We start from the raw sequence: 25,305 nt of genomic DNA on the forward strand, positions 1-25,305 counted from the left end.
CAAAGCATACCCCCGCGACACGCCTGACGAGAGTGTGCCAGAAAAGACAGTCCGCAAAGAGAGATGCTTTGGGATTATGACTTTAGTCTAACGAGCGCGCGTTCCATCACTCGCATCGGAGCGCGGCTCAGCCCTCCTGCCGGGTGATGACATCTGGCGGCGGGACGGTTTCAGCCGGTTGCGAAGGGGCCTGCTACGCCCTCAGCGCCTGCGCCGGCGATTGCCGGTAGGCAAGCACCGCCGGCAATGCGGCGAGAATGCCGGCAAAGGCAAGCAACACTCCCATAAGCCCGGCATCTTCCCGGGCGAAGCCAACCGGCATGGCGATGCCGCTGGTCTGGGAGAGCAAGCCGGACAAGGTCAGCGCCGCGGCGAAACCGAGTGCAAACCCAAGCGCTATGCCGACTGCCACCAGGAAGAAGAATTCAAGGAAGACGATGCCGAAGATCGCGCCGCGCGGGGCGCCGAAGGCTCTGAGCGCACCGATCTGGCGACGGCGCTGGCCGATATGGATGACTGTGACCAGCACCAGCGACGCCGCGACGAGAGCTTGTGCGCCGGAAGCGACCGCAACAAGGATTTGCTTGGCATCGCCAAGCGTGGCGTAAAGACTGGTTAGCACCTCGCCGGGGAAGACGGCGATGGTGTTGCCGTTGCGATAGTCCTGGCGGAGCTTATAGGCGTCGGCGATCGTTTTCGGCTTGACGAGGATCGCCGGAAGGCCTGGAGCATCTGCGGCCCAGGTCTCGTTCAGCGTCGCATCCGGATCGAGCGCGCCGTGTTGACCATGCTCGTCATGCTCGGCGCCGGCATGATCATGATCGCCTTCGGTCTCCTCGGCGCCATCCGCATGCTCCTCTGCTTCCAGCCCGTGAATGTGCCAGACCGCCTGAATGGGAACGAGAATCGCCCGATCCCAGGCACTATCCGTCGGCCGCAAGCGGCCGACGACATTGTAGGCGAGTTCGGTATGGGTTTCGCCCCCTTCTTCCGCCGAACCATGCATCGGCTTGATTTCATCGCCGAGCGAAAGCCTGACCGCGGAGCCGATCACTGCCTCCCCCTCATGCGTGAAAGCCTTGCCTTCAGCAAAGTCGCCGGACAGCTTGTTCGACATTTTTGTCGTCGTGCCGACCATCGGGTAGCCGGAGAAGGAATCGCCGAAGCCGATCGGCGCCGCCCAGTCGACCCGGGGATCGGTGGCAAGTCTTGCCAGCACCTCGCCCGGCATCAGCGGCAGGGGCGAGGGCTGCAGGAAGACGGAGGAGAGCACGAGCTGCGTCTCGCTGCCGCCGGCGCCGATGACGAGGTCGAACTTATCGGCGGCGCGCGCGCTGCCGAGGCGAAGCGCCCGCTCCTGCAGGACCACGGAGACGCCGAGCGCGGTCGCAAACGCCACAAGGAGCACGACAACCAGCGATCCCGCCCACAGGCGGCGAAGATCGGCGCAAATGAAGCGGATCATGCGGCCTCCCCCGCAGCGGTAATGGCATCCTTGCTGATTCGACCGGAGCTGAGCGTGATGCGCCGGTCGAGACGGCCGGCGAGCCGCTGATCGTGGGAAACGATGATCAGCGTGCTGCCTTCGGCATTGGCAAGATCGAGGATGAGATCGCCGACGGCCTCGCCGCTTTCGGCGTCGAGGCTTGCAGTCGGCTCGTCGGCGATGATGACGCCGGGTTTGCGCAGCAGCGCGCGGGCGATCGCCACCCGCTGCATCTCGCCGCGCGACATGGTCTCGATCTTCTGGCCGGGACGGCAAAGTTCGACCGTGTTCAAAAGCGCATGCGCCCGCTCAATGGCGGCGGCCGTGGCGGCGCCGGCAAGCCGGGCGGGCAGAAGCACGTTTTCAAGTGCTGACAGACCTGGGAAAAGATGAAACTCCTGCATGACAAGGCCGATATTGGCGGCGCGGAACCGGTCGCGCCGGCTTTCGGAAAAGCCGGCAATATCCTCACCGTTCCAGCGGATCTGGCCCTGCCGCGTCCGCTCCAGACCGGTGACGACATTGACGAAGGTGCTCTTGCCGGAGCCTGATGCTCCCATGATGGCGACCCTGCTGCCGGCCTCGATCGACAGGCGGCCGATCGCCAGCGCCGGCGAGGCGAGCCCCGGGAAGGTGACATCAAGGTTTTCGATATCGAGCGCGAGCATCGGGTTCACACGGCGAAATATTCGGCCTGGCGGATGCGCAGCAGGCTGACGAAACCGGTTTCCGGATCCGTCCAGGAACCATATTCCAGCGTGCCGCGCACTTCGATCGTCTGGCGCGGCTGCACGAAGGTCTGCTTCTCCCCGAGATAGACGACGACGATATTGTCAGGCCAGTCCGCATCGGAAGAGCAGAAGGGGCAGAGCGACATCGGCACTTCGGTGAGCACGAAGAACTGCGCCTCGGCCTTCAGCGGCGGCGCCATGAAGCCCTTCATGCTGATTTCCTGGCCGGCGAGGCGCTTGACCTTATCGGAGAACTCAAGACCGAGCACGCCGAACTTGCCATAGAGCTCGTCGAAGGAGAGCAAAGCGCCGGCGGCACGAACGGCGTGAGCGGTGAAGGGGAGCGCAACGGCAGCGCCGATCAGCCGGCGGCGGCTGAGATACAGCGAAGAGAATATGTCCATGGCGACCTCCAGGAAACAAATCCCGGCCGGTGAACGGCCGGGACCATGATCGACGAAAGACGCAAGGCCGGCAAGCGGCCTTGCGTCTAGAGATCAGTTCGTTTGCTTGGCGCCGAGGGCGAAGGTGTCGGCGAGCACGCGATAGACGTCGCTCTGTTCCATATAACCATGGAAGCCTTCGGCACCCGGACCGGCCGACTGCAGGACGACGTCATCGACGGCATGAACGCCGCTCTCGCTGCTCTTCGGCAGATTGCCCTGGACGAAGACGGCGCCGGGAACATCCTTATACTGTTCGTTGGCGACATATTCCTTCTTCTCGTTCTGGACAGCCGGAACGAAAGGACCGTCGAGCTTCGGACGGAACGTCTCATAATGATCCGGGCCGTTGTTGGCACTGAGGAATAGGCGGCGGCTGACGTCGACCTTGTCGGGATAACCGTCGCCATTTTCATCCTTGTAGTTCGGAAAGCCGGCTTCGGCATAGGTGCCGACCTTTTCGCGCATCTCCGTGCCGGGCTTCTCGTCGTCGACGGTGCCGATGATCGAAACGCCATGGGTGTGGTCGCCGGTGACGACGATCAGCGTATCCGGATGCGCCTTCTGGAATTCGCGGGCGAGGCCGATCGCCTTGTCGAATTCGATGGTGTCGATGACGGCGCGATCCCAATCGAGCGGATGTGACATCTTGTCGATTGAGGAACCTTCAACCATCAGGAAGAAGCCGTCAGGATTCTTCGAGAGGCGATCGAGCGCAACCTTGGTCATCTCGACGAGACCCGGCTGGTTCGGGAACTTCTCGACGGTGCCCTTCTTCAGGAATTCGCGATCAAGCGTGACGTCCATGTTGCCGGTGTGGAAGAGACCGAGGAGATTTCCGTCAGCCGATGCATTGGCTGCAAGCTCGTTCTTGTCGGTCGCGAGCTTGTAGCCGGCATCCTGGAACAGCTTGATGTAATCCTGGTTGTCCTTGCGCTTGGAACCGGCGACTTCCTTGCCGAGGAAATAGGCCGAGCCGCCGCCGAGAATGACTTCCGGCTTCACCTCGAGCAGCATGCCGACTATGTCGGCCTTTTCGTTGCGGCTGCGGGTATGGGAAACGACCGCAGCCGGCGTCGCATCCTCGATTTCGGACGTCGCGACAATGCCGATCGACTTCTTCGTCGTGCGGCGAACGGCCTCGCCAAAGGTTTCGACGCGCGGGTCGTCGAGTGCGGCCGGTGTCCGGTCCGCATAGACGCCGAGCGCGTTAACGGCCGTCTTGTGCCCCGTCATGAAGGCCGACATGGTGTTGGCCGAGTCCGTGGCAACGGCATTCGTCGCTGACGCGCCGATGAAAGCCATATGATCGAGATCGTCCATGTTCAGGCGGCCGTTCGCTTTGCCCTCGGTCATGCCTTTGGACATGATGCGGGCGGCGGTGCGATGCGCGACGGAAAGGCCGTCGCCGAGCAGGAAGATAATGTTCTTGGCCTTCGGCTGAGCGGCTGTTTCGTAAACGTCCCAGGTGACCGACTTCGTCTCATCGCCTGCGGAGACCTCGATCTTGTAGGCGCCGGGTGCGGAGATCTTCAGGCCGCGGAGCAGAAGAGCGGAACCGAGGGCCTTGTCTTCCTTGCCTTTTTCCAGCTCGATGAACTGTGCTTCGCCCCCAAGGACAGTCTTGTAATCCTGACCGTTGACCGTGACCTTCACATCTTCCGGCTTGACCTGCTTGTTGAGCTCGACCTTGAAATCGAATGGGGAGCCGGCAAGGATCGTCGCGCGATCAAGCGGATAGACTGTCGTCGCCTGAGCGGCGCCCGCGAGGATGGTAGTGGCCGCAAAGGCGGCGAGAAGCATACGCATGGAAACCCCCCGTTTTCGTTGCAGACATTAACAACCGGGTTGGGATATCTCCCGGGCATGACAGCGGCATGACAAAACACCCGGGCTTGCGGCTGCCCCTTTTGACCTGCTGTCTGCTCACGCAAAAACCTTGACTCCTGTGGAAAACCTTCTAAGAGCAACAGCGGAAAAGGAATCTCCATGGTTCGCGACGAACACGCCATTGCCGCATGCGATGACCGGGCACGGGTTGCCGGGGTGGATATTGCCGTTCCGGTTTCTTCCAAAACCAAGGCCAAAACAACGACGAAAACCGTCTGACGTCTCTGGCCTGCCGCTCTCTCCCCGGCTCGGCTGGGGACAGGAAGACGCGAACCGTCGCGCCTTTCCCCTCACCGGACAAGAGGAGAGAAGAGAAAGAGAGCTTGAGAAATGGGTTTTAAAGTAGCAGTTGCGGGAGCGACCGGAAATGTCGGCCGGGAGATGCTCAACATCCTCTCCGAACGCGGCTTCCCCGCCGATGAGGTCGTGGCGCTCGCCTCGGCACGTTCGCAGGGCACCGAAGTGTCCTACGGCGACCGGACGCTGAAGGTTTCCAATCTGGAGAATTACGATTTCTCCGATACCGATATCTGCCTGATGTCGGCCGGCGGCGAGGTCTCCAAGAAGTTCTCGCCCAAGATCGGCCAGCAGGGCTGCGTCGTCATCGACAATTCCTCGGCCTGGCGCTATGACGCCGACGTGCCGCTGATCGTGCCGGAAGTGAACCCGGATGCCGTCACACAGTTCACCAAGCGCAACATCATTGCCAATCCGAACTGCTCGACCGCGCAGCTGGTGGTGGCGCTGAAGCCGCTGCACGACTTCGCCAAGATCAAGCGCGTCGTCGTCTCCACCTATCAGTCGGTCTCCGGCGCCGGCAAGGACGGCATGGATGAGCTGTTCAACCAGACGCGCGCGGTCTTCGTCGCCGATCCGATCGAGAACAAGAAGTTCACCAAGCGCATCGCCTTCAACGTCATCCCGCACATCGATAGCTTCATGGAAGACGGCTACACCAAGGAAGAATGGAAGGTGCTGGCCGAGACGAAGAAGATGCTCGACCCGAAGATCAAGGTTACCTGCACGGCGGTGCGTGTGCCCGTCTTCATCGGTCATTCGGAATCGGTCAACATCGAATTCGAGAACGAGATCACCGCCGACCAGGCCCGCGCTATCCTGCGCGATGCCCCGGGCTGCCTCGTCATCGACAAGCGCGAGAACGGCGGTTACATCACGCCTTATGAATCCGCCGGCGAAGATGCGACCTATATCTCGCGCATCCGCGAGGACGCGACGGTCGAAAACGGCCTCAATATGTGGGTTGTTTCCGATAACCTCCGCAAGGGCGCGGCGCTGAACGCCATCCAGATCGCCGAGCTGCTCGTCAATCGCGGCCTGGTCAAGCCGCGCAAGCAGGCAGCCTGATACCATTTGTAAACCGTAAGATGTTAAAGCCCTGCTCGTGGAGCGGGGCTTTTTCCGGGGCAAATACGACTGTATAAGCGCTCGCTAAACGATGATCGTGACAAAATCGCGAGTGGCTGGCATTCTCTTGCCCGCTTAAAAACTATGCAGATCGAGAGCGGGGTTTCTCAATGCGCATGACAAAGTTGTTTCTGGCGGCCGCTGCGGCAATGGGCGTCCTCCAAGCGGTACCGGCGTTCGCGCAAGGACCGCAATGTGGCAATACCAGCGCCGGCTTCGACGCTTGGGTCGCCGATTTCAAGCAGACGGCAGCGGCCAATGGAGTCAGCCAGTCGGTGCTCAGCCGCGCCTTCGCCAACGTCAACTACAACAAGCCGACAATCGCCGCCGACCGCGGCCAGAAAAGCTTCAAGCTCTCCTTCGACGCCTTCATGCAGAAGCGCGGCGGTGCCGCCGTCATTTCCCGCGGCCGGTCGATGAAAGCAGCCAACCAGGCCCTTTTTGCCTCGATCGAACGCCGCTTCGGCGTTCCCGCGGGTCCGCTGATCGCAATCTGGGGTATGGAAACCGGTTTCGGCAGCTATATGGGCAACCAGCATACGCTCTCGGCTGTGTCGACCCTTGCCTATGACTGCCGTCGTTCGGACTATTTCACCGATCAGCTCTATGCTGCGCTCCAGCTGGTCTCCGAGGGTTATCTGAGCCCGCAGGCCAAGGGTGCCGCCCATGGTGAAATCGGCCAGACGCAGTTTTTGCCGCGCAACGTCGTGCGCTTCGGCGCCGACGGCGATGGCGACGGCCGGGTCGACATGGTCGGCTCCCGCGCCGATGCGCTGGCCTCGACCGCAAATTTCCTCAAGGGCCACGGCTGGCGTGCCGGCGCCGGCTATCAGCCGGGAGAGCCAAATTTCACTGCGATCCAGGGGTGGAACGCCGCCAGCGTCTATCAGCAGGCGATCGCCTATATCGGCCAGCAGATCGACGGCGGCAGATAAGCCTTCATTGACAACGATACCGAGCTGGAAACGCCGCTGCGAATGCGGCGTTTTTCATATGCGGGAATCAAAACCGCCGCCCGATACCGTCTTGCGTCGCTCCTCCTGCGGCGGAGCCGGCACCACCGGCCCCGACACGACGCAATTGCGGCCGGAAGCCTTGGCGGCGTAGAGCGCCAGATCGGCGCGTTTGACCAGATCCTCGAAGTTCCGGTTGGCGGCGTCGTTTGCCCGGCCGGCGCATCCGAAGCTCGCGGTGACCTTGAGGAGATCGCCGCTCGCAAGCGGGATTTCCGCCGCCTCGATCGCCTGTCGCACGCGCTCGGCGACGATGGCGGCGTTGCCGGGCGTCGAATCCGGCAAAAGCGCCAGGAACTCCTCGCCCCCATGCCGCACCAAGAGATCGAAGGAACGAAAATTCTGGCGCGCAACGCCGGCGACGTGCCGCAGCACGGCATCGCCGGCATCGTGGCCGTGGATATCGTTGATCTTCTTGAAATGATCGAGATCGAAGAGGACGACGGAAATCCAGTGCGAGCCGTGCTCGGCCTGCGTAAGGAGCGCCGAGGCAGCGACGTCGAAGCCGCGCCTGTTGTAGAGCCCCGTCAGAAGATCGGTTTGAGCAGCGTTGCGCAACTCACCCACCAGCGTCTCCCGGTCCCGAGCGAGCTTGTCGATCAGCCGGAGTCCTCTTGCCGCCAGCATCATTACCAGCGTGGCGAGAATCAACAGGCCCGCGCACAGCGCCAGAATCTGTGTCAGGTGTATATGCGAGAGCGTGGAAAACTGTTCGCCGGTCTCGTGAATATCGCTCGCAGCCTCGACCATCTTTTGCTGAAGGAAAGCCATGCGTTCGCGCTGTGCGGCCGCCCAGGCGTCGCCCATTGGGCGCGACGGCCGCGACCCGGCGAGAATGGCGTCGGTGATCGCATTCGCCTTCAGTTGGTCGCCGCGACCGAGATAGGCAACAATGTCGCGCACGATCGGCGCGGTCGAATGGAAGACCATGTGATCCATGCCGGCACCAAGCATGGTCTTGCCTTGAATGAACAATTCGATCGGAAATCTGGCAGAAACATCTTGATCGAGGTAACGAGTGCCGATTCCGGTAATCAATCTTTCGCCGTAGTAGGTCAGCAGGATGCCCATCAGCTGGTTGGATTTTTCAAGCAGCACCGGGTCGCTGATCAGCGGTGAAAGTGCGTCGACGACCGCAAGCTGCTTGAGAGCCGCATACCAGTAGATGGAACCGGGATTGCTGCCGGAATAGCGGCCCTGGTCGACGGCGCTTCGCGCGGCGACGATGCGGCTATAGGCAAGGCTGAGGGCCGACAATTCACCTGCAAGCCCTTGATCGAGCGTATCGTGAGGCGGCAAGCTGGCATAGAAAGCGCGGCGTTCGCGATCCAGCGTCAGCCGGCTATGCTGCATGTCGACAGCAGTCCCGCTGCTGGGATGCGCGAGATAGCGGCGAGTGGCATCGATTTCGCTCAGGATTTCCGTGGCCGCGATCGACCCGCCACGCGCAAGTACGTCGGCGAACTGCCGGTCCTTCTCGAGCTCTCTGTATTGCAGGATCGAAGTTCGAAGGACGAAGACGCCTTCAATGAGCATGAAGACGAAGGGCAGCAGGATGGCGGCCAGGATAACCTTTTTGATGGTTTCAAACTTCATCGCCAATCGCCACGTGGTCAAATGACGGCCATGTGCAGCCGATTAGAAGCTTAGCAGCAATCCTTAAAAAAGTGATAAACCGGTACGCTCCTAGATTTCGGGACGGATGAAATCGCGTGTTTCGGCGTCCATGACCCAGAGCTCGCCGGTCGAGATATCGAACCAGGCGCCATGAAGGTGCATTTTTCCTGCGTCCTCGAGCGCCTTTATTTCCGGGAAGGTTCTGAGATTGTTGAGCGAATTGCGTATAGAGACACGCTCCAACGCCGTCTGCCGCTCGGCCTCCGTCATCACGTCATTGCTCTGGATCTGCTCGGCTGCGGGTTTGACCAGCGACATCCACCGGCCGATGAAATCGCCGGGCGATAACGGCTCGGCATTCGGGTCGAGTGCGGCCCGAATGCCGCCGCAGCGGCCATGGCCCATTACCACGATATCCGAGACCTTCAGCGCCTGCACGGCAAATTCAAGAGCGGCCGATGTCGAATGGAAATGACCGTCCGGCTCGTAGGGCGGCACCATATTGGCGACATTGCGGATAACGAAAAGCTCGCCCGGACCGGCATCGAAAATCAGCTCGGGAGCCGCACGTGAATCCGAACAGGCAATCACCAACGTGCTCGGGCTCTGGCCGTTTTCGGCGAGTTGCCGATACCGGTCGCGGGCATCGGCATAACGCCCGTTCATAAAGTTGCGGTAACCGTCCAGAAGGGTGTTTGGAAAACGCTGCATGCCTCTGGATTAGCGCGGGCGGAAGACAAGATCAACTGCTGCACCGCAAAATGCGCATGTGACAAATGCATCATTTTTTCCGCCGCTGCGCCGGGTGTACGAGCCGGCGCATCTGCACCATGGCCATCGGCGTCGACAGGCTGGACGCGTCGCTTGCCAGCATCAACTCGTTGCTGCCGCGCTTGACCGCACGCGCAAGCACTTCGAACACGCTGGCGGTGGCAAGCTGCAACGCCTTTTCATCATCGAGCCCGGACAGCAGGCGCGACAGGAAAACGGCGGCCAGCAGGTCACCGAGACCATTCGGCGGATTGTCGACGACGCGATGCTCGGCAAGAAGCGCGTGGCGGCCGGAAAGGAAGAGATTGCCGGTACCGCCGGCCATCATGGGCACCGCCGAGGTGACGAGCATACGCGACGGCCCGAGCGCCAGCGCTGCCTCCATGATTGCGCTGTTGTCATCAAGCGCTGCTCCCGACAGCCAGGCGAGCTCGTACCGGTTCGGCGTTGCGAGCGAGGCCAGCGGAATGAGATGATCACGAATGGCCTCGGCTGTGGCTTCCGGCACGTAGAGGCCGCCGAGATCGCCCATGACCGGATCGCAGACATAAAGCAGTTCGGGATTGTTTTGCCGGAGCGCAGCGATCAGCCGGGCGACCGAGCGCGCCTGGGCGGCATTGCCGAAATAGCCCGAAAGCACCGCCCTGACTTCGCCGATCCAGGGCGCGCGGATCAGGTCGTCGATCGCCGCGTCGAAATCCGCTTCGGCAAATGTCAGCCGCGTCGAACGGCCATGGCCGGGATGCCAGGGCAGGACGATGGTCGGCAGCGCCCAAACCGGATGGCCGAGTGTCTCCAGCGCAAACACCGCCGCCCGATTGCCAACCGAGCCACGTACGACATGGCTGGAAATAACGATGACTGCGCCCGCTGAATTTTCCGACATGAAACCGTGGTCCGAATGATGATGGCGTTTGATGATCTTTTTGACGCGGGGCTGTCAACCATTCTTCACGTGAGCATGGAAATGTGCCGCGAAAGCAAAGCCGGAAGAGAGGCCTCGCCAATGCGTTTTGGCCTCAAAAACGAAAAAATCTCTGACAATTTCCCATTTCCGTTGGCAAAAAAGCATCAAAACAATGCCTGAGGCCTCTCTTTTAGGGATTTTTTCGAGAAATCTTCTGCTAGCTTGCGAAAAATCAGTCCATTGCGGGGAGGCGATTCATGGCTGCCAGAAACAATCCGAAACGGGAGAAGCAGATCGAAACTGCGCGCAAGATCGCCAAGGCGATGAACGAGGCGCATCTCGATCCGGAAATTCTCTTCGGCCGGGCGAGCAATGACGATCTGGAACTCTATACGCCCGACATGCTGGCGCGCTCTGCCGTGCATTCGGCAAAGGAACTTGCCGCATGGAACGGCAAGGCGCCCCGCGTCAGCATCGACACAATTGCCGAGGTGACGCCTGGCGGCACCGCCGTTTCGGTGCTGTCGGTGACTGACCAGAACATGCCTTTCCTTTATGAGTCGGTCATGGGTGAAGTGACGAGCACCTATCGCGATCTGTTCATGGCCGTGCACCCCATCCTCGTCATGGAAAAGGGCAAAGCCCCCGCGCTCTATTCCGCCGACCACCCGAGCGATCCCGCCGCCCGCGTCAGCCATATCCAGCTCCACATTGCCCCGTTGAACTCCACCCAGGCTGCCGATCTCGTCAAGCGCGTCCAGACCGTGCTCGAACAGGTCCGCCTATCGGTCTCGGACTGGAAGCCGATGCTTGCCAAGCTCGACGGGGTGATTACCGAGCTTTCGGCTAACGGCGCCGGCCGCAGGAAGGCCGAACATGCCGAGGCGGTGGCCTTCCTGACCTGGCTGCGCGACGAGAATTTCACCTTCCTCGGCATGCGCGAATATGTCTATTCCGGCAAGGGCGCCGACGCCAAGGTTGAGCGGGACAAGGGCGCCGGCCTCGGCATTCTCTCCAACCCAGACGTTCTCGTGCTGCGCACCGGCAAGGACGCCGTGACCACGACGCCGGAGATCCTCGCCTTCCTCGAGGGTCCCGAGTTTTTGATCGTCACCAAGGCGAATGTAAAATCGATCGTCCATCGCCGCGCCTATATGGATTATGTCGGCGTCAAACGTTTCGATGCCGAGGGCAACGTCACCGGCGAGCTGCGCATCGTCGGTCTTTTCACCTCGACGGCCTATACCTCGCCTGCCTCCGAAATCCCGCTGCTGCGGTCGAAGATCGAAAAGGTGAAGGAGCATTTCGGCTACGACCCGATGAGCCATTCCGGCCGCATGCTCGACAACACGCTGGAATCCTACCCGCGCGATGACCTTTTCCAGATCGACACGACGCTGCTTGCGAGCTTTGCCGAGCAGATCAACGATCTCGCCGATCGGCCGCGCGTGCGCGTCCTGCCGCGCATCGACCATTTCGACCGCTTCGTCTCGGTCATCGTCTATGTGCCGCGTGAGGAATATGACTCGATCGTTCGCGAGCGGATCGGCACCTACTTGAAGACGGTCTATGACGGCCGTGTCTCCGCTTATTATCCGGCTTTCCCCGAAGGCGGCGTCGCCCGCGTGCATTTCATCATCGGCCGCTCCGGCGGCAAGACGCCGCGCATTCCGCAAGCCAAGCTCGAGCAGACGATCCGCGAAATCACCGCCCGCTGGGACGACCGTTTCGAAGCGCTGGCCGGGCCCAAGGCGCCGAAAATATCGGTCGATCAGGCCTTCCAGGATTCCTTCACCCCGGAAGAAACCGTCGCTGATCTCGCCGATATCGGCGCCTGCGCCGCCGGCGAGCCGCTCCGCATCCAGTTCTATCATCGTCAGGAAGACCATGGCCGCATCCTCTCGCTGAAGATCTTCCACGCCGGCGGTCAGTTGGCGCTGTCGCGCCGCGTGCCGCTCCTCGAGAACCTCGGCTTCAATGTCGTCAGCGAACGCACCTTCGATATCGGAGTGCCGGTCGCCGACGGCGAAACCAAACTCGTCGTGCTGCACGACATGGAGCTCGAGACCCGCAACGGCCACGACGTCGACCTGCACCGTTATGGCGCTGCGCTCGAGGAAGCCTTCGTCGCCGCCTTCGCCGGCACGATCGACAATGACAGCTTCAACCGGCTGATCCTTTCGGCGGGGCTCTCGGCCCGTGAGACGAATGTGCTGCGCGCCTATGCCCGTTATCTTCGCCAGGCCGGCATCGCCTATTCGCAGGACTATATCGCAACGACGCTCGACAAATATCCTGGTGTGGCCGCAGCGATCTTCCGGCTGTTCCACGACACGCTCGATCCAAAGCTTTCCGACAAGGCCCGAGTCAAGAAGATCGCCGACCTGCACCAGGCGATCGAGGCCGAGCTTGCCGACGTGCCGAGCCTGGACGACGACCGCATCCTGCGCCGCTACGTCAACATCGTCGACGCGACGCTGCGCACCAACTATTTCCAGAAGAACCCCGATGGGTCGCCGAAAGCCATGCTGGCGTTCAAGCTCGATCCGCACCTGGTCGACGGGCTGCCGCAACCGAAACCCTTCCGCGAGATGTTCGTCTACGGTGTCGAAGTCGAAGGCGTGCACCTGCGCTTCGGCAAGGTGGCGCGCGGCGGCCTGCGCTGGTCGGACCGCGCCGAGGATTACCGCACCGAGGTACTCGGCCTGGTCAAAGCACAGCAGGTGAAGAACGCGGTCATCGTGCCGGTCGGCGCCAAAGGCGGCTTCTACCCGAAAAAGCTGCCGGTGGGCGGCAACCGCGACGAGATCTTCAATGCCGGCCGCGAGGCTTACAAGACCTATATTCGCACGCTGCTGTCGATCACCGACAACATCTCCGGCGCCGAGGTCGTGCCGCCGGCGGATACGATCAGGCTCGATGGCGACGATCCCTATTTCGTCGTCGCCGCCGACAAGGGCACCGCGACCTTCTCCGACACCGCCAATGCTCTGGCGCAGGAGGCCGGCTTCTGGCTGGACGACGCCTTCGCCTCCGGTGGCTCGGCCGGTTACGATCACAAGAAGATGGGCATCACCGCCCGCGGCGCCTGGGAAACCGTAAAACGCCATTTCCGCGAGATGGACATCGACATCCAGACGACACCCTTTACCGTCGCCGGCGTCGGCGACATGTCGGGCGACGTCTTCGGCAACGGCATGCTGCTCTCCCCGAAGATCCGGCTCGTTGCCGCCTTCGATCACCGCGACATCATTATCGATCCCGATCCTGACATGGATAAGACGCTGGCCGAGCGGCAGCGCCTTTTCAATCTGCCGCGCTCGAGCTGGCAGGACTTCGATAAGAACGTCCTTTCGAAGGGCGCGATGATCATTTCGCGCTCGGCGAAATCGGTGACGCTGACGCCGGAAGCGGTGAGCGCGATCGGCATCGACAAAGCCGTGGCCACACCCTTCGAGATCATGACGGCGATCCTGAAGAGCCCGGTCGATCTGCTCTGGTTCGGTGGCATCGGCACCTATGTCAAAGCGGCGTCCGAAACCGATACCGAAGTCGGCGACCGCGCCAATGACCCGATCCGCATCACGGCGGCGGAGGTGGGCGCCAGGGTGATCGGCGAGGGCGCCAACCTCGGCGTCACGCAGAAGGGCCGCATTGCCTATGGCCTCAGGGGCGGGCGCTGCAATTCCGACGCCATCGACAACTCGGCCGGCGTCAACACCTCGGACGTCGAGGTCAACATCAAGATCGCGCTGGCGGCCGCCATGCATGACGGGCGGCTGACGCGGGCAAAACGCGATCAGCTTCTTTCGTCGATGACTGCTGAAGTGGCGGCTCTCGTGCTGCGCAACAATTATCTCCAGTCGCTGGCGATCTCGCTGACGGAGCGCAAGGGCACGGCAAATGGACTGGAGCTCGGCCGCTTCATGAGCGTGCTCGAAGCCGCCGGTCAGCTGAACCGCAAGGTCGAGACTTTGCCTGACGACCAGACCCTTGCTGAACGCTATACGGCGGGCAAGCCGCTGACGCGGCCGGAAATCGGCGTGCTGGTGTCCTATGCCAAGATCGTGCTCTTCGACGCGCTCGCCGCAAGCGATCTGCCCGACGACCCCTATTTTGCCTCGACGCTGTCTAATTATTTCCCGGTCAAGATGCAGAAGTCGAACGCAGGCGATATCGCCCGCCACCGCCTGCGGCGTGAAATCATCGCGACCGTGCTTGCCAACGAAGCGATCAACCGCGGCGGGCCGAGCTTCATCGTCGCGATGATGGATGCAACGGCGGCTTCGGCGCCGGAAGTGGTGCGCGCCGCGATCGTTGCGCGTGACGGTTTCGACCTCACCCGACTCTGGGCAGAGACGGATGCGCTCGACGGCAAGATATCGGGCGGGGTGCAGAACAGCATCTACGAGGAAATCAGCCACAGCTTTGTCGTGCTCACGCGCCTGCTGTTGAAGACCGCCATGACCAAGGAGGACATGGCCGAGGTGATTAGCCGGCTGCAGGTCGCTCTCAAGAAGTTGCGGCCTGCTTTCGCAGAACAGGCAGCCGCCGATGCCGCCGCACGCCAGGCGGAGTACGTGCAGGCGGGCGTGCCCGAAAAGCTCGCTGCCGAGATCGCCAACCTCCAGAGCTTCGCGCTGGTGCCGGAGATCATGCAGATCGCCGAGCGCACCGGCGAGCCGCTGGTGCGTGCGGCCGAAAATTATTTTGCGGTGTCGAAGACCTTCCGGATCGCCCGGCTGCTGGCGGCAGGCGGCCGAATCCTCACCTCCGACCACTACGAAAATCTGGCGCTCGCCCGCAGCATCGACCAGATCGCCAGCGCCCGGCGCGACATCGTCATCTCGGCGCTTTCCGATCACGGCAAGGAGAAGCTGCCCGTCCAGGCCTGGCATGCGCAGGATCGCGTCCGCATCAACCGCATCGTCGAGGAACTTTCGAGCCTCAGCGACAGCGGCGATCCCAATCTTGCGCGCATTACCGTTGCCGCAGGCATCCTGACCGATCTTGCGCGAGACCGGGCGAGGTGAGACAGTCCGCCAAAAAGGAGCGGATGTTGAATCGCATTGACTGGACAGGGACGCAGCCGCCAAAGGCCACGGAGAAGGGCATCTGGGGGTGGATGTTCTTCGACTGGGCGGCGCAGCCCTTCTTCACGGTGGTCACCACCTTCATCTTCGGCCCCTATTTCGTCTCGCGCCTGACCGATGACCCGGTGTCGGCGCAGACGACGTGGAGCAACATGGCGACGATCTCCTCGGTGATCATCGCCCTGCTCTCACCGGTGCTCGGCTCGATCGCCGACCAGTCCGGCGCACGCAAACCCTGGATCGGCTTCTTCGCCATAATCAAGATCGCAAGTCTTTTCGGCTTGTGGTTTGCAGCCCCCGGATCGCCTGTCCTCTATCCCGTGATCTTCATGATCCTCGCCTCGGTTTCAGCCGAGTTTTCTATCGTCTTCAACGATTCGATGATGCCGCGGCTGGTCGCCAAGCACGAAGTCGGCAAGCTCTCCAATACCGCCTGGGGGCTTGGTTACCTCGGCGGCATGATCGTGCTGATTGCTGTCGTCACGCTTCTGGCGGCAAGCCCGGAAAGCGGCAAGACCATTCTCGGCCTCGATCCGCTTTTCGGCCTTGATCCCAAGAACGGCCAGGATGCGCGCATCACCGGACCGATCTCGGCCGTCTGGTACCTGATTTTCATCCTGCCGATGTTCTTTTTCACGCCCGATGTCGGCAGAGGCCTGCCCTTCGGCACTGCCATCCGCGCCGGCCTGCGGGAACTGAGAAACACCCTCGGCGAACTCAAGGAGCGGCGCGGAGTTCTGAAATTCCTCGTCGCCCGCATGATCTATCAGGACGGCGTCAACGGCCTGCTGATTCTCGGCGGCGTCTTCGCCGCCGGCATGTTCGGCTGGGCGACGATCGAGATCGGCCTCTACGGCATCATCCTGACCGTCGTCGCGATCTTCGGCTGCCTGATCGCCGGCCGGATCGACAAGGGCGTCGGTTCGAAGGTGACCGTGGTCATCAGCCTTACCCTGCTGCTTCTCGCCACCATCGGCATCATCTCGACCGGGCCGGGTTATACCCTGTTTGGCCTCATGGCGCTGCCGACCGTCGATTCCGGTGACCTCTTCGGCACCGCCGCGGAAAAGGCCTATATCCTCTATGGCCTGCTGATCGGTCTCGCCTTCGGGCCGGTGCAGGCCTCGTCGCGCTCCTATCTCGCCCGCAGCGTCAGCCTCGAGGAAGCCGGCCGCTATTTCGGCATCTACGCGCTTTCCGGGCGCGCCACGAGCTTCATGGCGACGCTGCTTTTCTCGCTGGTGACCTACCTGAGCGGCTCACCGCGGTTCGGCATGGCGACGCTGATCCTGTTCCTCGCCGGCGGGCTGGTGCTCTTGATCCGCACGCCCTATCCGGCCGACCGCGGCTAAAATCATCCTCTTCTAGTGCCGGAAGTGACGCATGCCGGTGAAGACCATCGCGATGCCGTGTTCATTGGCGGCATCGATAACCTCCTGATCGCGCATCGAGCCGCCCGGCTGGATGACTGCCGTCGCGCCTGCGGCAATCATCGACAGGAGACCGTCGGCAAAGGGCAGGAAGGCTTCGGAGGCAACCGCCGAACCCTTGGTCATCGGAACCGCGAGTCCGAGCGCCTTGGCGGCTTCTTCGGCCTTCAGCGCGGCGATGCGCGCAGAATCGACCCGGCTCATCTGGCCGGCGCCGATCCCGGCCGTCTGGCCGTCCTTGGCGTAGACCACGGCGTTTGATTTCACATGTTTTCCGACCTTGAAGGCAAACTTCATATCCTCGAGCTCTTGGCCCGTCGGCGCACGTCTGGTGACGACCTTCAGTTCCAGATCCTCGACCATACCGTTGTCGCGGCTCTGGACAAGCAGGCCGCCGGAAACGGTTTTCGCCGTCAGCCCTGCAACGCGTGGATCGGGCAGGCCGCCGGCCGAGAGGAGCCGGAGGTTCGGCTTGCGCGCAACGATTGCCTTTGCCTCTTCGGTGACATCCGGGGCGATGATCACCTCGGTGAAAAGCTTGACAATCTCTTCGGCCGTTTCGGCGTCCAAGATCTGGTTGAGCGCGATGATGCCGCCGAAGGCGGAAACGGAATCGCAGGCAAGCGCCCGCTGATAGGCTTCGATCAGGCTCGAACCGGTGGCGACGCCGCACGGATTGGCGTGCTTGATAATGGCGCAGGCCGGCGCCCTTTCCGGCAGGAACTCGGCGACGAGCTCGTAGGCGGCGTCAGTGTCGTTGATATTGTTATAGGAGAGCTGCTTGCCCTGCAGAAGCACAGCCGTCGAAACACCCGGGCGTTTCTCGCCCGTGACATAGAAGGCGGCCCTCTGGTGCGGGTTTTCGCCGTAGCGCATCTCTTCCTTCAGCACGCCGCCGATGACGCGGTGGCGCGGCGTGTCGATCGACAGCGCTTCGGCAAACCAGTTGGAAATCGCAGCGTCATAGGCCGCGGTTCGAGCATAGGCCTTGGCGGCCATGCGCTGGCGGAAGGCATAGGCCGTCTTGCCGGCATCGGCCGAAAGCTGCTCCTTGAACTCGGCATAATCGTTGGGATCGGTCAGAATTGTCACATAGGCGTGGTTCTTGGCCGATGCCCGGATCATCGCCGGACCGCCAATATCGATATTCTCGACGGTCGTTGGATAATCGCCGCCGGCCGCGCGCACCTCTTCGAAGGGATAGAGATTGATGACGGCCAGATCGATGCCCTCTATGCCGTGCTTCTTCATCGCTTCCTGGTGCTCGTTGTCGTCGCGGATCGCCAGCAGGCCGCCATGCACGGTCGGGTGCAACGTCTTGACGCGGCCATCCATGATCTCTGGAAAACCGGTGATGTCGGAGACATCGGTGACGGCGAGGCCGGCGGCAGCGATCGCCTTATAGGTACCTCCGGTCGACAGCAGACGCACGCCTCTTTCGGACAATGCCTGGGCGAGCTCGACGATGCCGGTCTTGTCGAAAACGGAGAGGAGCGCGGTCTTGATTTCGACCTTGTCCGGGGCGGGGATCTTTTTGGAAATGACTGCCATGAACCTTCTCCGTTCGGGCTTCGGGAGATATCCGCTAGAGCATGAGGCCGAAAAGTGTGAGCGGCTTTTTCGGACGAGATCCTGCCTTAGGGACGTTATCTTGCTGTCGCCGCGTTAGCACAGCTTTGACACCACGCAAACAGCGCTGATGCTCTGTCTTTCGATTTAGTCCCGGATTGGAATTTGGCGAGCCGGCAAATCCCGTCTAGGCTTTACGGGAGAGAAACCAGCGGATCTCCGTCTTCTCGGCCAGATCGAAATCGATCTCGATCTGGTCCGAGCCGCAAATGCCGGAGCTATCGGCAAAGAAGATGTCCTCGGAAATCAGCACTTCGTTGCCGGGCGCGGAGAACAGCCAGCTTTCGCCGTCCGGCGCCGTCAGCAGCACGGATTCTCCATCGCTCTGCTGCAGAACAATGGATGGATGAATATGAAAACGGGCGACAGCCTTCGGAGGCTCGTCAGTTCCGTACCCTTCACGCCGGATGAGCCGGTCGTGGCCTGTCACCATCGAACCTGCGGCATTGAGCGTCAGCTCACGCTCGTGCAGCACGCCGAACGGCCTGAGATAACCGTCATGGCTGAGCTTGATGCTGTCGCGCCCATCGTCCGTTTCGACACGTTCGACGCTGACGGTTTTCACCGGCTCGGTGATCGCGTGATCGAGGAAAGGCGAGTGTGAAAAACGGCTGGATGAGGTGTCGTTGAGGATCACGGTCGAATGCGCCGCTGTCGTGCGCGCCATCTGCACATAACGGTGTCCGGCAAATTTCGGCGATCCGGAATTGACGATGAAGCGATGGCGGCCAGACGACATCTCAAAGGAAAGGCTGCCGGCATGCGCGGTCCGCAATGCGCCCGAGGGCGGCGTGCCGGTGTCGGCGATGATAACAGTCTTGCCCCCGGAAAGCCTCTGATAACGTGACTGCGGCAAAGCTTTGAATGGCTGGCCGGCGGTCTCGTCATATCTGAGCACCGACATCAGCTCATTGGCGAGCGTGGAGGTTGCGCCGTTGAAAAGCGCCAGGTCCCCGTCCTGATGCCGGAAGAACCGCAAAGCCGGATACATGCGGTCGATGCCGGAGATCAGCTTCTGCGGCAGATCATGGCCAAGATTGACGTAAGTCTGCCGCAATGGCAGCAGGTCGAGCAGCAGTTCCAGACCGATGCGCGGATTGCGCGAGATGTGGCCGCCATCCGGGAGAATCTGGCTATCGAATTGACGGTCGAGCGCCTGCGCCGCTCTTCGAAGTGTGGATGCGCGGGCCGGCATGGCGACGGAAGCCATGGCGAGCGCGATGCGCAGCCGGAACAACTCCAGGCCACCGAGCGTATAGGGCGCCATGCGATGCAGGAACCTGACCTGGAAAGCCAGCGACTTCATGAACCGGCGATAGAAGCCACGATCGGCGTTCTGCAGCACAACAGGCGAATGCGACAGCCAGGCGATGACGCGTTGGGCAGTGACGTCGGTCTCCCAGGCAATTCCTTCCATACGGCCGGCATGGATGGAAAGCCAGCTGTCGACGATGGCGCGAGCAGCAGCCGCGCTGCGTTCCGTCTTGTGCGCCCGCATGTGCCGCAGCCAGCCGAAGCTGTGCAAGCGGCTCGCAAAAGGCCGCGAGGGCAGGGTGAAGGTGAAGGGCGATTTGCCGTTGGTTTCCAGCATGCGCCCGGCGAGGAGGAAACGTCCATTGAGAATTTCGTCGGCCACATGCGGATCGATGCCGCGAAGATCGGTGGGGGCGACGATCAGACGCTCGGGCGGTTTGATCGAATGGCGAATGAGCTTCAGGCGCAGCAATGCGACGCGGCGCAAGGCGCGCCGCCAAGCTTCCCGAACATACATGCTCGCAAAACGCCGACCGGACTGCATATTCTATTGTCTATTGACCCTCGTGGTTAAGAATAGGTGAAAAGCGGCCGATTTCATCGCCCGCAATGAATTAATTCGTGACAAAGTTCGAATATACGCAATTTCTGAATTTCAGTTGAGATCATTCGACGGTTCGCAACGCACCGTGGCGATGATGCGAGGATTTCGAATTCCCGCATGGTTGCGCTGGCCTTTGAGCTTGGTCAACCAGCTCGGCGCAGCACGGCCGCGTAAAAGCCGTCGAGACCGGAGGCGATGCCGTCAGGCATTTTCAGCATGGTCGGAAGCGTGCGGAATTCGCCGAGCGGCGTGATCGCCGCTTCGAGACCGGGCCAGTCGCCGGCGTTGATTGCAACGCGCTCGATCGCATTGGTATCGGAAAGAACCCGGGCGACGACCTCCTCGCCCTCGGCGGGATCGAGCGAGCAATTCGAAAACACCAGCGTGCCCAAGGGCTTCAGCAGGGTGAGCGCATGGCGCAGCAACCGCTCCTGCAGCGCCGCCAGCCTGGCGATATCATCCGGCCCCTTGGTCCACAGCACATCGGGATGCCGGCGCGTCGTGCCGGTGGAAGAGCAGGGGGCGTCGAGCAGGATCGCATCGAAGCCTTCTGACGGTTTAAATGTCATTAGGTCTGCCGCGACCGTTTCCGCCTTCAGGGCGAGCCGGTCGAGATTGGAGCGCAGTCGTCTTAGTCGGCTTTCCGACTGATCGAGGGCGGTAACCGCGCCGCCGGCAAGGATGAGCTGTGCCGTCTTGCCGCCGGGCGCAGCACAGAGATCGGCGGCACGTTTGCCGGAGAGATCGCCGAAAAGCCTGGCCGGAATGCTTGCCGCTGCATCCTGCACCCACCACGCGCCTTCATCGAACCCCTCAAGCGATGGAATGCCGCCATCGAAAGCGGCAAGCCGCACGCCGCCGGTGGGCAGGGCAACGCCGTTCAGCCTCTTTGCCCAGCCTTCGGCGTCGGATTTCACCGTCAGGTCGATCGCCGCCGGTTCGAGCTGCGATTGCGAGATCGCCAGCGCTGCGTCGCGGCCATAGGCCTTTTCCAGCCGTGCAAGGAACCAGGACGGCATCGGCGCGACCTTGCCGATCCGCGCCAGCACCTCGTCCTTTTCCCGGCCGAGCCGGCGCAGCACGGCATTGACCAGCTTGGCGAAACGGCGATTGCGCGGATCCTGATTGGCCTGCTCGACGGCAAGATCGACGGCCGAATGATCGGGCACGTCGAGATAGAGAATCTGTGCCGCGCCGATTGCCAGAACGTGATGCAGCGCCCGCGCGCCCTCCGGCAGCGGCGATTCCAGCAGCGAGGCGATGGCCGCATCGATTCGCGGCAGATGGCGTAGCGTCGTGTTCAGAATGGCGCGGACAAGCGCCCGGTCGCTTTCACCGAGCGCCTTGTAGGCAGGATTGCCGTGTTCGTGATCGAGAGCGCCGTCGAGCGGCAGCTTGCGGTCGACGACGGCAGCGAGGATTTTTGCGGCCGCGGCCCGGGCCTGCAGGCCGGGCTTAAGAGGCGCCGATCGGCCGGTCGGGCGGTCGCTGGAGGGTTTCTGCTTACGGAATGGCTTCTTCGTGCCGTCTGAATTCAAGACCACGGACCTCTTGGCGGTTGCGAACCACCGCGACCCGTATTCGGAACAGAGCGCGATTTGCGCGTCGGATTAACAGCACGAACCGGTCCCGTCGAGACATTCATGCCGCTTTGCGCCATCTCCTGCAGCGCGGCAATGCGGTTTTCCGTGTCCGGATGCGTCGAAAACAGATTGTCCATGCGCTCGCCGGAAAGCGGATTGATGATGAACATATGCGCCGTCGCCGGATTGCGCTCGGCATCCTCGTTCGGCACATGGGCCGCGCCACGGGCGATCTTGCCGAGCGCCGAAGCGAGCCAGAGCGGATTGCCGCAGATTTCGGCGCCACGGCGGTCTGCCGAATATTCACGCGTGCGGCTGATCGCCATCTGCACCAGCATGGCGGCGAGCGGCGCTACGATCATTGCGACAAGGACGCCGACGAAGCCGAGCGGATTGTTGTTGTTGTCGCGATTACCGCCGAAGAAGAAGGCGAAATTGCCGAGCATCGAGATCGCCCCGGCAAGCGTTGCCGTTATCGTCATCGTCAGCGTGTCGCGGTTCTGAATATGGGCCAGCTCATGCGCCATCACCCCAGCGACTTCCTCCGGAGACAGGGCCTGGAGCAGACCCGTCGAGGCGGCGACGGCGGCATTTTCGGGATTGCGGCCGGTGGCGAAGGCATTCGGCTGCGGGCTGTCGTAGAGATAGACCTTCGGCATCGGCAGGCCGGCATTCCGGGCGAGATCGCGCACGATCGCAAAGAATTCCGGCGCATTCCGTTCGTCGATCTCATGCGCGCGATAGGCCGCAAGCACCATGCGATCGGAGTTCCAATAGGAGAAGAAATTCATGCCGGCGGCAATGAGAAAGGCGATCATCATGCCGCCCCGACCGCCGATCAGAAAGCCGACGAACATAAAAAGCGCCGTCATGAAGGCAAGCAACATGGCAGTGCGAACGAGGTTCATTGCGAATCTCCAACTCCGATTTCGGCGTCGCAAGCTTTCATTCCCGGCGACCGCGCATTATGATTTGGTTATTCACCCGCCATTTTCAATATTTCCGGCAGGAGAAGGCCATGCAGGAAGCCGATAACGACAATAGCCAACCGCCGACGGCCAACGGATCGGAGCCGCCGCGCAAAATGCTGTCCGCGGCTGCCCAGCGTGCGCTTGCCGAGGCCGAGGAGCGGCGAAAAAACCAGAAGCCGCTGGAGCTGCCGCCGGAGATCGGCGGCCGCGGCGGAGCCGAGCCGGCCCGTTTCGGCGATTACGAGATCAATGGCCGGGCGATCGATTTCTAATGCACGTCGCCCGAACGCGCACAGCGGTTCCGGGACAAAGACATCGATGAAAACAACGGGCTAAAGCGCGTCATGAATCAAATGTGATGCGGCGCGCTGCAGTATGCGCCACGGCCAGAAGAGATGAGCCGCTCCGGTACTCGGAGCGGCTCGATATGTCAGGCCGTCGCCTTGTTCTGCCGATTGGCGATGAGATCATCGACGACCGCGGGATCGGCAAGTGTCGAGGTATCGCCGAGAGCGCCGAAATCGTCCTCGGCGATCTTGCGCAGGATGCGGCGCATGATCTTGCCCGAGCGGGTCTTCGGCAGGCCGGGGGCGAACTGGATCTTGTCAGGCGAGGCGATCGGGCCGATCTCGGCGCGCACATGCTTCACCAGTTCCTGGCGAAGCGTGTCCGTTCCTTCGTGGCCGGCCATCAGCGTCACATAGCAATAGATCCCCTGGCCCTTGATCGCATGCGGATAACCGACGACCGCGGCTTCCGAAACCAGATTGTGCGAGACGAGCGCCGATTCCACCTCCGCGGTGCCGAGCCGATGGCCGGAGACATTGAGAACGTCGTCGACGCGGCCGGTGATCCAGTAATAGCCGTCTTCGTCGCGCCGGCAGCCATCGCCGGTGAAGTACTTGCCCTTATAAGTGGAGAAATAGGTCTGGATGAAGCGCTCGTGATCGCCATAGACCGTGCGCATCTGGCCGGGCCAGCTGTCGGCGATGCAGAGATTGCCGTCGGCGGCCCCTTCCAGCACCTTGCCCTCATTGTCGACCAGTTCAGGCTTGACGCCGAAGAACGGCACCGTCGCCGAACCCGGTTTCAGATCGATCGCACCCGGCAGCGGCGTGATCATGTGGCCGCCGGTTTCCGTCTGCCACCAGGTATCGATCACAGGGCAGCGCTTGTCGCCGACGACATTGTAATACCACTCCCAGGCTTCGGGGTTGATCGGCTCGCCGACCGTGCCGAGCAGGCGCAGCGACGAGCGGGAGGAGCGCGTGACGAAGTCGTCGCCAGCGCCCATCAGCGAACGGATCGCCGTCGGTGCGGTATAGAAGATATTGACCTTGTGCTTGTCGATGACTTCCCAGAAGCGGCCCTGATCGGGGAAATTCGGCACGCCCTCGAACATCAGCGTCGTCGCGCAGTTCGAAAGCGGCCCATAGACGATATAGGAATGGCCGGTGACCCAGCCGACATCGGCCGTGCACCAGTAGATATCGCCATGATGATAGTCGAAGACATATTCATGCGTCATCGAGGCATAGACGAGATAGCCGCCGGTCGTGTGTAGCACGCCCTTCGGCTTGCCGGTCGAACCTGACGTATAGAGAATGAACAGCGGATCTTCCGCCTTCATCTTCACCGGCGGGCATTCCGCCTTCACGGTGGCGACTTCCTGGTGATACCAGAGGTCGCGGCCCGGCGCCCAGCCCGTCTTGCCGCCGGTGCGGCGCACGACCAGCACCTTGCTGACATTGACATGCTGGCGGGCGGCGATGTGGATTGCCGTATCGGTGTTGTCCTTCAGCGGCACCGGCTTGCCGCCGCGCACGCCTTCATCGCAGGTGATGACGAAGGTGGATTCACAGTCGACAATACGTCCCGCCAGGGCCTCGGGGGAGAAGCCGCCGAAGACGACCGAATGCACTGCGCCGATGCGGGCGCAGGCGAGCATCGCGTAAGCCGCTTCGGGGATCATCGGCATATAGATCGTGACGCGATCGCCCTTCTTGACGCCGTGCTTCTTCAACACATTCGCCATTCGGCAGACGTGCTCATAGAGCTCGTTATAGGTGATTTTCTTGTCGATATAGGGGTTGTCGCCTTCCCAGATGATCGCCACCTGGTCGCCATTCGTCTTCAGATGGCGGTCGATGCAATTATAGGAAACGTTGGTCTGGCCGTCCTCGAACCATTTGATCGAGACCTTGCCGGTAAAGGAGGTGTTCTTGACCTTGGTATAGGGCTTGAACCAGTCGATCCGCTTGCCGTGTTTGCCCCAGAACTTGTCCGGGTTCTCGACGCTTTCCTCGTACCATTTCAGGTACTTTTCCTTATCGATGAGGGCCTGCGCCTTCACCTGCTTCGGCACCGGATGGATCTTCTCCGACATGTAACTCCTCCTCATGGGACATGCGACGGGCCACGAGCAATTGGGCCCGGATTTCAAATCAGGGCAATTCAT

General features: G+C 61.7%; 18 protein-coding genes and 1 pseudogene. 7 read left to right on the plus strand and 12 right to left on the minus strand.

Going from position 1 to position 25,305, the window contains the following annotated elements; translation table 11 throughout:
- Positions 1-193: 193 nt before the first annotated feature.
- From RHE_RS20935 to RHE_RS20950, 4 genes are all read right to left on the minus strand, one after another.
- On the minus strand, positions 194-1,465 hold the full coding sequence (locus RHE_RS20935) for an ABC transporter permease (protein WP_011427277.1): 1,272 nt from the start codon (positions 1,463-1,465) through the stop codon (positions 194-196).
- Positions 1,462-2,154, minus strand: coding sequence for an ABC transporter ATP-binding protein (locus tag RHE_RS20940; RefSeq protein ID WP_011427278.1), 693 nt, complete (start codon positions 2,152-2,154; stop codon positions 1,462-1,464). The genes RHE_RS20935 and RHE_RS20940 overlap by 4 nt, the downstream gene beginning before the upstream one ends.
- A gap of 5 nt (positions 2,155-2,159) precedes the next feature.
- Entirely contained in the window at positions 2,160-2,621 is a 462-nt protein-coding gene (locus RHE_RS20945; RefSeq protein ID WP_011427279.1) for a hypothetical protein, read from the minus strand.
- 93 nt (positions 2,622-2,714) lie between these two features.
- On the minus strand, positions 2,715-4,469 hold the full coding sequence (locus tag RHE_RS20950) for an alkaline phosphatase (protein ID WP_011427280.1): 1,755 nt from the start codon (positions 4,467-4,469) through the stop codon (positions 2,715-2,717).
- 105 nt (positions 4,470-4,574) lie between these two features.
- On the opposite strand from RHE_RS20950, the pseudogene RHE_RS34150 reads away from it, so the two are divergent.
- From RHE_RS34150 to RHE_RS20965, 3 genes and pseudogenes are all read left to right on the plus strand, one after another.
- Positions 4,575-4,769 (plus strand): annotated as a pseudogene (locus RHE_RS34150) (hypothetical protein); the annotation flags it as partial.
- Positions 4,770-4,880: 111 nt separating this feature from the next.
- Complete coding sequence (locus tag RHE_RS20960; RefSeq protein WP_011427281.1) at positions 4,881-5,915, plus strand: aspartate-semialdehyde dehydrogenase; 1,035 nt, start codon at positions 4,881-4,883, stop codon at positions 5,913-5,915.
- Positions 5,916-6,085: 170 nt separating this feature from the next.
- On the plus strand, positions 6,086-6,910 hold the full coding sequence (locus RHE_RS20965; RefSeq protein WP_011427282.1) for a lytic murein transglycosylase: 825 nt from the start codon (positions 6,086-6,088) through the stop codon (positions 6,908-6,910).
- A 54-nt stretch (positions 6,911-6,964) separates the two neighbouring features.
- On the opposite strand, the gene RHE_RS20970 is transcribed toward RHE_RS20965, so the two are convergent.
- From RHE_RS20970 to pdxY, 3 genes are all read right to left on the minus strand, one after another.
- On the minus strand, positions 6,965-8,584 hold the full coding sequence (locus RHE_RS20970) for a GGDEF domain-containing protein (protein ID WP_011427283.1): 1,620 nt from the start codon (positions 8,582-8,584) through the stop codon (positions 6,965-6,967).
- A gap of 90 nt (positions 8,585-8,674) precedes the next feature.
- The gene (locus RHE_RS20975) at positions 8,675-9,316 is read right to left on the minus strand and encodes a carbonic anhydrase (RefSeq protein WP_011427284.1); all 642 of its coding nucleotides are present in this window, start codon (positions 9,314-9,316) and stop codon (positions 8,675-8,677) included.
- 70 nt (positions 9,317-9,386) lie between these two features.
- Positions 9,387-10,262, minus strand: a complete 876-nt coding sequence (gene pdxY / locus RHE_RS20980) for a pyridoxal kinase PdxY (protein ID WP_020922623.1) — start codon at positions 10,260-10,262, stop codon at positions 9,387-9,389.
- 15 nt (positions 10,263-10,277) lie between these two features.
- Between pdxY and RHE_RS20985 the strand changes: the two genes are divergently transcribed.
- The 3 genes from RHE_RS20985 to RHE_RS20995 all read left to right on the plus strand — a co-directional run bounded on the left by RHE_RS20985 (position 10,278) and on the right by RHE_RS20995 (position 16,728).
- The gene (locus RHE_RS20985; protein ID WP_063503091.1) at positions 10,278-10,463 is read left to right on the plus strand and encodes a hypothetical protein; all 186 of its coding nucleotides are present in this window, start codon (positions 10,278-10,280) and stop codon (positions 10,461-10,463) included.
- Between the two features lie 77 nt (positions 10,464-10,540).
- Complete coding sequence (locus RHE_RS20990; protein ID WP_011427286.1) at positions 10,541-15,316, plus strand: NAD-glutamate dehydrogenase; 4,776 nt, start codon at positions 10,541-10,543, stop codon at positions 15,314-15,316.
- A gap of 23 nt (positions 15,317-15,339) precedes the next feature.
- A complete protein-coding gene (locus RHE_RS20995) occupies positions 15,340-16,728 on the plus strand; it encodes an MFS transporter (RefSeq protein WP_011427287.1) in 1,389 nt (462 codons plus the stop codon).
- A 12-nt stretch (positions 16,729-16,740) separates the two neighbouring features.
- Here RHE_RS20995 and purH read toward each other — a convergent pair whose 3' ends face one another.
- The 4 genes from purH to htpX all read right to left on the minus strand — a co-directional run bounded on the left by purH (position 16,741) and on the right by htpX (position 22,784).
- Entirely contained in the window at positions 16,741-18,357 is a 1,617-nt protein-coding gene (purH, locus tag RHE_RS21000) for a bifunctional phosphoribosylaminoimidazolecarboxamide formyltransferase/IMP cyclohydrolase (RefSeq protein ID WP_011427288.1), read from the minus strand.
- A 205-nt stretch (positions 18,358-18,562) separates the two neighbouring features.
- Positions 18,563-20,233, minus strand: coding sequence for a heparinase II/III family protein (locus tag RHE_RS21005; protein ID WP_042119131.1), 1,671 nt, complete (start codon positions 20,231-20,233; stop codon positions 18,563-18,565).
- Between the two features lie 203 nt (positions 20,234-20,436).
- Positions 20,437-21,837, minus strand: coding sequence for an RsmB/NOP family class I SAM-dependent RNA methyltransferase (locus RHE_RS21010; protein ID WP_042119132.1), 1,401 nt, complete (start codon positions 21,835-21,837; stop codon positions 20,437-20,439).
- Positions 21,828-22,784, minus strand: a complete 957-nt coding sequence (gene htpX, locus RHE_RS21015) for a zinc metalloprotease HtpX (protein WP_011427291.1) — start codon at positions 22,782-22,784, stop codon at positions 21,828-21,830. The genes RHE_RS21010 and htpX overlap by 10 nt, the downstream gene beginning before the upstream one ends.
- Before the next feature lie 110 nt (positions 22,785-22,894).
- On the opposite strand from htpX, the gene RHE_RS21020 reads away from it, so the two are divergent.
- On the plus strand, positions 22,895-23,119 hold the full coding sequence (locus RHE_RS21020; protein ID WP_011427292.1) for a DUF1674 domain-containing protein: 225 nt from the start codon (positions 22,895-22,897) through the stop codon (positions 23,117-23,119).
- Between the two features lie 158 nt (positions 23,120-23,277).
- Here the strand turns inward: RHE_RS21020 and acs are convergent, their stop codons facing one another.
- The gene (gene acs / locus RHE_RS21025) at positions 23,278-25,233 is read right to left on the minus strand and encodes an acetate--CoA ligase (RefSeq protein WP_011427293.1); all 1,956 of its coding nucleotides are present in this window, start codon (positions 25,231-25,233) and stop codon (positions 23,278-23,280) included.
- Positions 25,234-25,305 lie beyond the last annotated feature (72 nt).

The sequence above is a fragment of the Rhizobium etli CFN 42 genome, assembly GCF_000092045.1.
In the GTDB taxonomy this organism is placed as follows: Bacteria; Pseudomonadota; Alphaproteobacteria; order Rhizobiales; family Rhizobiaceae; genus Rhizobium; species Rhizobium etli.